Raw genomic sequence first — 11,483 nt, 5'->3', positions numbered from 1 at the left:
TTGAGCTACGCAATGGTTGGGGACTTTCACTAGCAAGGTTAGCCGCAATGGGATATGACAGTGTGTCATTAATACAACGATTAGAAATGATGAACCGTATGCCGGGGCTTACCTGGAGCGGACTTAGTGGCAACCTCCACATCAATGACTCAGTGGTTCAACGTGAACTAACCTGGGCTACCTTTACTAAGGGGAAAATAGCCTTAGCTAAGGAGTCAAATAATGCAGGAAGTAGCAACAGGTAAGCACGCGGAGTTACTGTCGGCAGAATTTCTGGAAAAGAATAGTCTTACAATTATTTGCAAAAATTACCGCATTGACGGCGGTGAAATTGATATTATAGCCCGAGACGGAGATTACTGGGTCTTTTGCGAGGTTAAGTATCGGCAACATGAGCACTTCGCTTCAGTACTTGAGCAAATTAAGCCGCAACAATGTAGGCGTGTAAGGCATACTGCTCGTTACTATTTACTCAGTAATAATATAGACGAACATACCGCAGCAATACGTTTTGACGTTATTGCAGTAGTCGGTCACCCAACAAAAATTGAATGGTTTAAGGACGCATTCTAATTATGAATGACGAGCTAATTAAAGCGCTTTTCACAGAGAGCATACAGACACAGATCTCCGCAGTTGAGAGCCTGACCGATGACATGGCAACCACAGTGGAGTTGTTAGTGGCTAACCTGCTCAATGGTCAACGCGTTTTTTGCTGCGGAGACCGAACCACAGGAGTGGTTGCACAGCATTTTTCCAATCTCATGACAGAGGGGATGAAGCTCGAACGGCCTCCTTTTCCAGTGCTGGCCCTGAATTCGGGCAAGCAAAAGCAACTGGCAGCATTGGGTCAGGCTAGCGACATTTTGATAGTTATAGCCGATAATCAGGAAAATGAAGAACTAACCTCCGTTATGGAAACAGCAATTAGCCGCGACATGTTAATCATTGCCCTAACCGGAGAAGGTAATGACTCTGTTTCCGGTTTATTAGGGGCTAATGACATAGAACTGCGTGTGCCAAGTTTAAATCCCGCTCGTATACTGGAAACCCAGTTATTTATTGTCCATGGTCTATGTGAACAAATAGAAAATACTATCTTCCCTCAGGAGCACTGACGCGTATGACTTTATCTAAACTCGCTTTACCCGTCATTTTTATCATCTTGTTAGCCTTACAAGGATGCGCTGCTGTCGCAGTTGGCGCTGCCGCAGTTGGTATCTCGTCTGCAACAGACCCACGTACCATAGGCACGCAGGTAGACGATCAAACGATTGAAATGAAAACGAACGCCAAACTGGGGAACGATGAGCAGCTTGAGGATTCTCGCGTCATTGCGGTGAGCTACGATACCAACGTGCTGTTGATTGGCCAGGTGCCCAGCGAGAGTTTGAAAAGAAGAGCAGAAGATGTCATTAGAGATACGAATGGCATTAATAAAATTTTCAATCAACTGCGTATTGGCTCAAAAGCTTCTGCAACGGTTCGCGCAGGCGACAGCTGGATAACCAGTAAAGTGAAACTTAAGTTTGCGAATAATAAGTCCATAGATGCCACCAACATAAAAGTGGTAACAGAAAACGGCGAGGTATTTCTGCTAGGCCATGTTAGTCAGGCGGAAGCAGAGGCTGCTGTTGAAATTGCAAGAAATGTTGATGGTGTAGGACGAGTTATTAAAGCACTAACCATTAAGCGTTAGTGAAGCGTTAGTGCTTTAAATTCTTACTTAACAACTTTTAAGTTGGGCTTTTTCTTCGCTGACTTTTGCTCAGTTTCAGTGTTGCTCTGCTCTTCTTCGTCAAGCTCGGGCATTTTATCCAGCTCGGGCTCGGCCTCAAACATAGCACCAGCTCCATTTTCACGGGCGTATATAGCTAATGCCGCCGTCATAGGAACAACAACCTGCATGGGCTGCCCACCAAAACGTGCGTTAAAACGCACCTCATGGTCCGCCAACTGTAAGTTCTGAACTGCTGTTGGTGAAATATTAAGAACTATCTGGCCTTCACTCACAAAGTTTTGTGGCACAACCGTGCCGACAATGGTTGCGTCAACAACCAAGTGCGGAGTCAGATCGTTATCAACAATCCATTCGTACAGTCCACGAAGTAGATAAGGTCTTTTCGGCGTCATAGCACTACTCCTCGACGTCGATGAAATTAATGACGGGCGAGCTCTTTTTCTTCTTCCGTTAAAGAGTCCTGGAACGTTTTGCGTTCAAATAAACGTACCATATATTGCTTGATCTCTTTTGCACCTTGCCCTTCCAGGTCAATGCCGTAAGCTGGTAAACGCCATAGCAGAGGTGCCAAATAACAATCGACTAAGCTGAATTCTTCACTCATGAAATAAGGCGTGTCGGCAAATATAGGAGCCAAAGAAAGTATGCCTTCTTTCAATTCCTGCCTTGCCTGTGCATCGCCTTGCTGAATTTTTTCAGCCAGACTGTACCAGTCACGCTCAATACGGTACATCATAAGACGACTTGTACCACGGGCAACCGGGTACACCGGCATCAGTGGCGGGTGCGGGAAACGCTCATCAAGATACTCCATGATAATTTGTGCGTTATATAACACCAGTTCACGGTCAACAAGAGTCGGCGTAGCCTCTGGGTACGGGTTAAGCTGTAACAGATCCTCCGGCGTACTTTCGTCGGTCACATACGTAATTTCGACACCAACACCTTTCTCAGCTAACACCAGACGTACCTGATGACTCTTTAAGTCATCCTTTCCTGAATATAACGTCATTACTGAGCGTTTATTTGCTGCAACAGCCATTCCTTTCTCCAGATAATATCAACGGCAAAAGGGTGGCAAGCCACCCTTTACTAAGTCGTTGTCTAACAGACTGATAAGCCTCGATTATTTGAGGTCTTTCCAAAACTCTTTCTTCAGTAACCATGCCAAAATAGTGAATACCAGCAGGAAACCAAAGACAAACCAACCCATTCGACGCTGCTCTAACAACATAGGCTCACCGGTGTATACCAGGAACGCTGTTAAATCTAGCATCGCTTGGTCGTACTCGCTTTCAGACAGGCGACCGTTTCCATCGGTTTTAATACCAACGTAAACGTCTTTCATTTCGCCGTCTATCATACGCTCTTCGTAGGTTTTTTCAGGAAGCCCCTGAAGTTCTTCCAGCACATGCGGCATACCCACGTTAGGGAATACTGCGTTGTTAACCCCAAATGGGCGACTTTCGTCTTTATAAAATGAGCGTAAATAAGTATAAATCCAGTCCGCACCACGTACACGAGCAACATTGGTTAAATCCGGTACAGCTGTACCAAACCAATTCGCAGCGGAATCTGAATTCATATTATTGGTAATAAGGTCACCGGCTTTATTGCCAGTAAACTGTAAGTGCTTCTCACCCAGCTCTTGTGGGATACCAAGATCTTCAAAGGTGCGGTTATAGCGATGATACTCCAGCTGATGACAACCCAGACAGTAGTTCATATATAACTGCGCACCGCGTTGCAACGAGGCCTTGTCGTGTAAATCGACTTCGGCCTTATCTAATGGAACTTCAGGACCCGCCGCAAAAACCAGCGACGGAATCAAAGTTATAAGAGCGATTAACAGTTTTTTCATTTCGACGTCACCCTTTCTGGTACCGGTTTAGTCTTCTCGCGCTTACTGTAGAACCAGAGCAGCCCGAAGAATGCAAAGTACAGGAACGTAAATATCTGTGCGAACACGGTTGCAACAGGAGTTGCAGGCTGAGTTCCCAGATAACCCAGTACAACGAAGCTGATCGCGAATACGGTTAAGTTCAGCTTATGCAATAGGCTACGATAACGAATTGAGCGTACTCGACCACGGTCTAACCAAGGCAATAAGGCCAGGAAGGCAATGGCAGCAAACATGAGAATGACGCCAAATAGCTTATCCGGAACCGCACGTAAAATAGCGTAGAACGGAGTGAAGTACCATACCGGAGCTATGTGCTCTGGTGTCTTCAGCGGGTTCGCTGGTTCGAAGTTCGGTGGCTCAAGGAAAAAGCCGCCCATTTCCGGATTGAAGAAAATAACGTAACAGAAGAAGAACAAGAAGATACCAAAACCGAACATGTCCTTAAGGATGTAATAAGGATAAAACGGGATGGAATCAACAATGTCTTTCTTGTTCGTGAAGCGCTCATGGAACTTAAATTTCGGCTTCTCTTCGTCAGGAACCGAGCCTTTAGGCTTCTTCGTATCAACACCATCGGGGTTGTTAGAACCGACCTCGTGCAAAGCGACGATGTGCAAGAAGACCAAAATAACCAGCACTAATGGTAAAGCAATGACATGCAGTGCAAAGAAACGGTTTAACGTAGCGCCCGAAATAACGTAGTCACCGCGGATCCACAAAGTTAAATCATCACCAATAACCGGAATTGCACCGAACAAGGAGATAATAACCTGAGCACCCCAGTATGACATTTGTCCCCATGGTAGCAAGTAGCCCATGAAGGCTTCCGCCATTAATACCAGGAAGATGAACATACCAAACAACCAGATTAATTCCCGTGGTTTTTGGTAAGAACCGTACATCATGCCGCGGAACATATGCAGATAGACCACCACGAAAAACGCTGATGCCCCAGTGGAGTGCATGTAACGCAACAGCCAACCGTATTCAACGTCACGCATGATGTACTCGACCGAAGCAAATGCGCCTTCGGCACTTGGTACGTAGTTCATGGTAAGCCAAATACCGGTCAGAATTTGGTTAATTAATACAATAGTTGCCAAGAAACCGAAAACATACCACATGTTGAAGTTTTTCGGAGCTGGATACTGTGCCAGGTGGATGTTCCAGGTTTTTGTCATGGGGATGCGGGCATCCATCCACTCTACAAATCGCTTAAACATTATGCTTGCCCCTTATCTTCACCCACCAAAATGGTGTTCTCGTCGATAAAATAATGCGGCGGCACGACTAAGTTCAGAGGTGCTGGAACGCTTTCAAAAACACGACCTGCAATATCAAACTTCGAACCGTGACACGGGCAGAAGAAACCAGATTCAACGCCATCAACATGGTCTCCCATTCCCTTTTCGAGATAGGACGGGGAACAACCTAAATGGGTACAGATACCAACGGCGACAAAGAATTCTTCCTTGATTGAACGGTGTTGGTTCTGAGCGTACTCAGGCTGCTGTGGTTCTTCCGAATTAGGGTCGCGAAGCCGATCTTCAACTTTAGACAACCCTTCCAGCATATCGGGGGTACGACGCACCACCCAGACTGGCTTTCCGCGCCATTTCACACGGACTAGCTGGCCAGGTTCAGCCTTGCGTATATTCACTTCTACGGGCGCACCCGCGTTTTTCGCTTTCGCACTCGGGTTCCATGATCTTATGAAGGGAACGGCTACTGCTACCGCTCCGGCACCACCTACCACAGAGGTTGCGACAGTCAAAAAACGACGGCGGCCTTTATCTACAGGCGCATTGCTCATCCATCTACTCTCCAGTTTTGGACGCTCCACGATACTTTGTCGCGAAGTCGGGAATTAGCTGCTGCTTTGTCCGCTTATGCGGATTACAGAAAATGCTTTGAGATGATAATGAAAAGACACACTTTTTACAAGCTTAATAGCCGCTATTATCGCGGTATTTCTATTTCGATCAGACATAAAAAAACCCAGCCGAAGCTGGGTTTTGCCACAATAAATGAAGACGAATTAACGCTTCGAGAACTGTGGACGTTTACGTGCTTTATGCAAGCCGATTTTCTTACGTTCAACCTGACGAGCGTCACGAGTAACGTAACCTTCTTTACGTAGCGGACTACGTAGAGCTTCGTCGTACTGCATTAATGCACGGGTAATACCGTGACGAATTGCACCAGCCTGACCCGTAGTACCACCACCACTTACAGTGATGTACAAGTCAAACTTTTCAGTCATTTCAACTAACTCTAACGGCTGACGAACAACCATTTGAGCCGTTTCACGACCGAAGTATTCGTTCAGTTCACGGTTGTTAATTTTGATGTTGCCGCTACCAGGACGCAAAAATACGCGAGCCGTGGAGTTTTTGCGACGACCAGTACCGTAGTATTGATTATCTGCCATAGTGTTCTTGCTCCGTATTATATATCCAGTTGTTTAGGTTGTTGAGCAATATGGTTATGCTCAGTACCTGCGTACACTTTCAGTTTACGGAACATGGCACGACCCAATGGACCACGGGGTAACATACCTTTCACCGCTTTCTGAATGACCATCTCTGGTTTCTTAGCAATCAGTTTTTCAAAGCTGATTGATTTGATACCACCCGGAAATCCAGTGTGCGAGTAGTACATCTTGTCCTGAGCTTTGTTACCGGTAACGGCAACTTTCTCAGCGTTAATGACGACAATGTAGTCGCCGGTATCAACGTGAGGCGTGTACTCAGGCTTATGCTTGCCGCGTAAACGACGAGCGATTTCAGTAGCTAAACGACCTAAAGTTTTGCCTTCAGCGTCTACTACGTACCAGTCGCGTTTTACCGTTTCTGGCTTGGCTACAAATGTTTTCATTGTATAAAACCTACATTTTAAAAGTTCACGGACAGTAATTCCGGGCTTCCCCGCGAATCACAACAATAAAAAAATGATGAAAATCATTTAGTTATCTGCTGCGACCGCTGCATTACGTTAGGTAACACAACGGACTGTAACGTGGGCTGCGCGGATTATAGGAAAAATGCGGTTAAAGATCACGCATTTTCTGAAATTTATGCTTTATGTGCCATAGCAAGATATTCCTGACTCTGCATTTCCTGCAAACGGCTGACGCAGCGACGGAACTCAAAAGTTAACTGGCCTTCGGTATATAACGATTCGATATCGACTTCAGCGGATAAAATCAGCTTCACCCGACGCTCATAAAATTCATCCACTAACGCGATGAAACGTCTGGCGGTATCGTCTTTTCCCGCGCCCATTTGTTCGACATTACTGATCAGGACAGCGTGATAAATTCGCGCTATCTCCATGTAGTCGTTTTGGCTGCGGGCTGTTTTACAAATCGAAGCAAAATCAAAGAACACAACGTCGTCACACTCTGCTCTTACGTCAATATCCCGACCTTCGATATCAATACAGTCTGATTCGTACCGGTCTTTGCACTCCGGTGCCAGCTCTTTGAAATACTGCCATAAGTTTTTATCAGCCTGGTCATCCAGCGGTGAGTGAAAAATTTCAGCTCGTGTCAGTGTTCTTAAGCGGTAGTCGATACCACTGTCGACATTCACCACTTCACAGTGCCGCTTGATAAGTTTAATCGCCGGAATAAAACGCGCTCGTTGCAGGCCATTTTTATAAAGATCGTCCGGAATAATATTCGACGTGGCAACCAACACCACACCCCGCTCAAATAAATACTCAAACAGCTTACCCAGCAACATAGCATCGGTAATGTCCTGTACGAAAAACTCGTCAAAACAGACAATTAGTGCTTCATCGGCGATCTTGTCCGCCACAATACGTAAAGGATCGCTTTGCTTATCCAGCATTTTTAATTCGTTATGAACTCGATGCATAAAACGATGGAAATGAATGCGCCATTTACGTTCAACTGGCAAGCTCTCAAAAAAAGTATCAACCAAATAGGTTTTACCACGGCCTACACCACCCCAGAAATAAATTCCCTGAGGCCTCTCCGGCTCTTTGCTTAGAAGCTTTCGCCAGGCCGATAAGGTGTGGTAATGGTGCCAGTCGATAAGCTCATCATGCAGTCTTTGCAAATGTTTAACGGCATTAAGCTGGGCTTCATCTTCCGAGAAGCCATTGTGTTCGATATCATACTGATAACGTTCTAATGGAGACATTTGCTGTTTGGACACTACCACTTCACCTCAGTTGGGATTATCCTAATAGGTAATATGTTACCATGAAGGTGAAGCGCAGCAATCATTCGAAGCTGTAGCAGCTTGTTCAGGAGTTAATTATGAGTTGGATTATTGGAGTTCTGTTGGTCATTGCCGGTGCAATCATTGGCTTTTTCGCAGCTCGTTACAGTCAGTCAAAAGGTCAGTCAGGCGACCTTGAAGAACAAGTTCAGCAAAGCCAACAGCGTTTAACCGACTACCAGCGAGAAGTTGCCGAACACTTTGCAACGGCCAATGCCATGGTAGAACAACTGGCCGACACACAACAGCGTCTGCAAAGCTATTTGAGCCAAAGTGCCGAATTGCTTGAAAAAGGCGATGTTCAAAGCGACTTACCTTTTTTCGCTGAAGATACCCTTAAGCAGTTGCGCGTAGCCAACTCTCTGAACAAAGACCACCGCTCTGGTCGTGACAGTTATAGTGCTAACGACATGCCTCGCGATTACACCGAAGGTTCCAGCGGCTTATTCTCAAATAGTTACGAAGAAAAATCGGAAAAAGAGTCCTCAAAAACATCTTGAAACACTTTTAGAGTGAACTCATATAACTAACAAGCGGTCTTAACTCGCAGACCGCTTGTTAGTGCTTTATTAAGGAGTCACTCAAACCATGAAACGAGTATTAGCTTTATTCAGTTTACTCTTTATTTTTAGTTTTACCCCTATTACTTCGGCTCAGGCCGGGATCCCATTTTTTGGCAATGACGACGAACAACCTACTCTGGCACCTATGCTGGAAGAGGTTACACCTGCTGTTGTCAACATTTCCGTAAAAGGAAAGCGCGAGGTCAGACAACGACTACCGGATGCGCTTCGTTTTTTCTTCGGACCTAATGCACCGCGCGAACAAGTTCGCGAGCATCCATTTCAGGGGCTGGGTTCTGGCGTGATTATTGATGCCAAGAACGGTTATGTCGTCACAAATAACCATGTCATTGACGATGCAACTGAAATTCTGGTTACCCTAAAAGATGGCCGCGAGTTTGACGCCAAGGTTATCGGCACCGACAAACGCAGTGACGTTGCACTGCTGAAAATTGAAAATGGTGACAACCTTACCACTATCGAACTCGGCCAGTCTTCAGACCTGCGTGTCGGCGACTTCGTGGTTGCTATTGGCAACCCCTTTGGTCTTGGACAAACGGTCACCTCGGGTATTGTGAGTGCATTAGGCCGTGGCGGGTTAGGTATCGAAGAATTAGAAAACTTTATACAAACCGATGCAGCGATCAACAGTGGTAACTCAGGCGGCGCACTGGTCACCTTAGACGGCAAGTTAATTGGCATAAACACCGCAATACTTGGCCCCAATGGCGGTAATATCGGTATCGGTTTTGCCATTCCGTCGGACATGATGAATAACCTGGTTCAACAGCTGATTGAATTCGGTGAAGTTCGCAGAGGCGTTCTGGGTGTGAGAGGCAACGACCTGACCCATGATGTGGCTCAGGCACTGAATATTCCCGTTAATCGCGGGGCCTTTGTTTCTCAGGTAGTACCCGGTAGCTCGGCAGCTGAGGCAGGTATTGAGTCTGGCGATGTCATCATATCGGTAAATAACCAGACCATTCGCTCATTCTCCGAGCTTGGAGCTATGGTTGGCTCGATAGGCTCCGGTAAGTCAATCGAACTTGGTATTATTCGAGACGGCGAGGAGCAGTCAATCAGCGTCACTTTAGGAGCGCAAGACACCTCAGTAACCGCAGCCTCTATCCACCCGGCTCTGGAAGGAGCAACTCTCGCCGCAGCTGATTCAGGCAAAGGTATAGAAGTATCTGAGCTCGAAGAACGCTCACCTGCAGCCCGAATTGGCCTTGAAAAGGGCGATATTATTCAGGGTGTGAATCGACAGGCAGTCAGTTCCATTGCTGAACTCAGAGCCGCCATTGAAGATAAGGCCGGCGTCATTGCGTTAAATATAAAACGCGACAGCAGCTCACTCTTTATTGTGTTGCGCAACGCTAACTGAGATTGTGACAGACAGGTGGTATCAGTGCTATGCTGATACCACTTAATTTAATCGGAAACAGGTATGCAGCGACTCTCTTCAACCCTACGATTCTTGTTTCAGTCAGTCGGTTTAGGCTTGGTTGTTGCGGCCATTGTCATTATCAGTCAGCCGTTCTGGGGGCAGTCTGAGTCTTTAAGGCAAACCAATTCCGAAGTTATTTCTTTTAACCAGGCCGTTCGTAAAGCCGCCCCTGCAGTGGTTAATATATACAGTATGGGCGAAATACAAGGTTCATATTACCAACCACAGTCATCTAGGGTCTTGCGCTTGGGCTCCGGCGTTATTATGGACTCTCAGGGTTACATTTTGACCGCTCACCATGTCGTAGATAATGTCGATCAAATTGAGGTCGCTTTACAGGACGGGCGTCGTTACGCCGCTCAGTTAATTGGCAGCGACCGTTACACTGACCTGGCCGTACTTAAAATTGATGCCGACAACCTTCCTGTTATTCCAGTTCAGTCGACACGCCGCATTCAGGTTGGTGATAGTGTTCTTGCTATAGGTAACCCCTACAACATTGGTCAGACAATAACTCAAGGAATCATCAGTGCCAGCGGCGGACGTGTAGGCGTCAGTAACTCCTACTCTGACTTAATTCAAATGGATGCTGTTATCAACCAAGGCGCATCTGGGGGGGCATTGGTAAATACCGCCGGCGAGCTAATAGGAATTAATAACGCCCGATACAACTCCGCTTTCGGTGATGGTGGTGAAGGGATCTATTTTGCCGTGCCCTATGAAAATGCACGCAAAGTGATGAAAACACTCATTCAAGAAGGCAAAGTGGTTCGTGGCTACATTGGTATTAGTGTTAACCCAAATTTCAGTGAAGAGCAGTCTTTATCAGGGATCTTAATTACAGACGTTGAAGCGGGAGGACCAGCAGCTTCAGCCGGCCTGAGACGCAATGATTTTCTGGTCGCTATTGACGGAGAGCCTGTTCGTACTGCTTCCGAAGGGCTGGACAGAGTAGCCAATAGCGAACCCGGTACCGAATTGGAAGTAGAGTTTTACCGTGGCAACAAACGCATGACAACCACGGTAACCGTTGCCGAGTTACCTCGTTAAAAGCAGACGGCGACTAAGCCGTCACTCGCTCAATATCAGCACCTAAACCTTGTAGTTTCTTTTCAATGCACTCATAACCACGGTCGATATGATAAATACGCTCGACGACCGTTTCTCCAGTCGCTACCAGGCCTGCGATAACTAACGATGCCGAAGCGCGTAAATCAGTACACATAACTTCAGCGCCGGTTAGTTCTTCTACACCATGGCATAAGGCAGTATTGCCTTCCGACTCTACATTTGCACCCATACGCCTTAGCTCAGGAATGTGCATAAACCGGTTTTCAAAAATCGTTTCACGAATACCTGCGGTGCCCTCTGCAATTGCATTTAATGCACAAAACTGGGCTTGCATGTCAGTCGGAAAAGCCGGGTGAGGCGCGGTAATAATATTCACCGCTTTGGGGCGTCCCTGACTTTTTAGCGTGATCCAGTCTTCACCTTTTTCGACCTCAGCGCCAGCTTCTTCCAGTTTTTTCAGTACAGCATCCAGACTGGCCGGGTCAGTTTTTTCGCACCGTATAGAACC

At 46.5% G+C, this 11,483-nt stretch carries 15 protein-coding genes and 1 pseudogene; 7 read left to right on the top strand and 9 right to left on the bottom strand.

Features of this window, described 5'->3' with window-relative positions; all coding sequences use genetic code 11:
* From B3180_RS12655 to dolP, 4 genes are all read left to right on the top strand, one after another.
* Positions 1-245: penicillin-binding protein activator (locus tag B3180_RS12655; protein WP_286844923.1), on the top strand; the 245-nt coding region annotated here is incomplete at its 5' end.
* On the top strand, positions 223-573 hold the full coding sequence (locus B3180_RS12650; protein ID WP_199494245.1) for a YraN family protein: 351 nt from the start codon (positions 223-225) through the stop codon (positions 571-573). The genes B3180_RS12655 and B3180_RS12650, both read left to right, overlap by 23 nt.
* 2 nt (positions 574-575) lie before the next feature.
* Positions 576-1,118, top strand: coding sequence for an SIS domain-containing protein (locus B3180_RS12645; RefSeq protein ID WP_199494246.1), 543 nt, complete (start codon positions 576-578; stop codon positions 1,116-1,118).
* A gap of 5 nt (positions 1,119-1,123) precedes the next feature.
* On the top strand, positions 1,124-1,699 hold the full coding sequence (gene dolP / locus B3180_RS12640) for a division/outer membrane stress-associated lipid-binding lipoprotein (protein ID WP_278358272.1): 576 nt from the start codon (positions 1,124-1,126) through the stop codon (positions 1,697-1,699).
* A 23-nt stretch (positions 1,700-1,722) separates the two neighbouring features.
* Here the strand turns inward: dolP and B3180_RS12635 are convergent, their stop codons facing one another.
* The 8 genes from B3180_RS12635 to zapE form a co-directional block, all read right to left on the bottom strand.
* Positions 1,723-2,133, bottom strand: coding sequence for a ClpXP protease specificity-enhancing factor (locus tag B3180_RS12635; RefSeq protein ID WP_222236424.1), 411 nt, complete (start codon positions 2,131-2,133; stop codon positions 1,723-1,725).
* Between the two features lie 26 nt (positions 2,134-2,159).
* Positions 2,160-2,783: a stringent starvation protein SspA gene (sspA, locus tag B3180_RS12630; RefSeq protein ID WP_054489841.1), complete on the bottom strand. Its 624-nt coding sequence runs from the start codon at positions 2,781-2,783 to the stop codon at positions 2,160-2,162.
* A gap of 84 nt (positions 2,784-2,867) precedes the next feature.
* A complete protein-coding gene (locus B3180_RS12625; RefSeq protein ID WP_054489839.1) occupies positions 2,868-3,602 on the bottom strand; it encodes a cytochrome c1 in 735 nt (244 codons plus the stop codon).
* Positions 3,599-4,867 (bottom strand): cytochrome b, encoded by a 1,269-nt coding sequence (locus tag B3180_RS12620; RefSeq protein WP_199494249.1) that lies wholly within the window; start codon positions 4,865-4,867, stop codon positions 3,599-3,601. The genes B3180_RS12625 and B3180_RS12620 overlap by 4 nt, the downstream gene beginning before the upstream one ends.
* A complete protein-coding gene (gene petA / locus B3180_RS12615) occupies positions 4,867-5,457 on the bottom strand; it encodes a ubiquinol-cytochrome c reductase iron-sulfur subunit (protein ID WP_054489835.1) in 591 nt (196 codons plus the stop codon). Before petA ends, B3180_RS12620 begins: the two co-directional genes overlap by 1 nt.
* Positions 5,458-5,682: 225 nt before the next feature.
* Positions 5,683-6,075, bottom strand: coding sequence for a 30S ribosomal protein S9 (gene rpsI, locus B3180_RS12610; protein ID WP_054489832.1), 393 nt, complete (start codon positions 6,073-6,075; stop codon positions 5,683-5,685).
* Between the two features lie 17 nt (positions 6,076-6,092).
* Positions 6,093-6,521 carry a 50S ribosomal protein L13 gene (rplM, locus tag B3180_RS12605; protein WP_054489830.1) on the bottom strand — a complete coding sequence of 143 codons (429 nt, stop codon included), beginning with the start codon at positions 6,519-6,521 and terminating at the stop codon, positions 6,093-6,095.
* A 197-nt stretch (positions 6,522-6,718) separates the two neighbouring features.
* Positions 6,719-7,813, bottom strand: coding sequence for a cell division protein ZapE (gene zapE / locus B3180_RS12600; RefSeq protein WP_278358287.1), 1,095 nt, complete (start codon positions 7,811-7,813; stop codon positions 6,719-6,721).
* A gap of 119 nt (positions 7,814-7,932) precedes the next feature.
* Here zapE and B3180_RS12595 point away from each other — a divergent pair, with 119 nt between their 5' ends.
* The 3 genes from B3180_RS12595 (at position 7,933) to B3180_RS12585 (ending at position 10,954) form a co-directional block, all read left to right on the top strand.
* Positions 7,933-8,394: a YhcB family protein gene (locus B3180_RS12595; RefSeq protein ID WP_199494251.1), complete on the top strand. Its 462-nt coding sequence runs from the start codon at positions 7,933-7,935 to the stop codon at positions 8,392-8,394.
* Between the two features lie 88 nt (positions 8,395-8,482).
* Positions 8,483-9,841, top strand: coding sequence for a DegQ family serine endoprotease (locus tag B3180_RS12590; RefSeq protein ID WP_278358273.1), 1,359 nt, complete (start codon positions 8,483-8,485; stop codon positions 9,839-9,841).
* Between the two features lie 63 nt (positions 9,842-9,904).
* Positions 9,905-10,954 carry a trypsin-like peptidase domain-containing protein gene (locus B3180_RS12585; protein ID WP_286844916.1) on the top strand — a complete coding sequence of 350 codons (1,050 nt, stop codon included), beginning with the start codon at positions 9,905-9,907 and terminating at the stop codon, positions 10,952-10,954.
* 13 nt (positions 10,955-10,967) lie between these two features.
* Here the strand turns inward: B3180_RS12585 and B3180_RS12580 are convergent.
* Positions 10,968-11,483, bottom strand: a pseudogene (locus tag B3180_RS12580) (UDP-N-acetylglucosamine 1-carboxyvinyltransferase); the annotation flags it as partial.

It is taken from the genome of Idiomarina sp. UBA4206, from assembly GCF_002383015.1.
GTDB lineage: Bacteria > Pseudomonadota > Gammaproteobacteria > Enterobacterales > Alteromonadaceae > Idiomarina > Idiomarina abyssalis.
The sequence above is the reverse complement of the archived record's forward strand: the minus strand, read 5'-3'. Positions and strand labels throughout refer to the sequence as shown.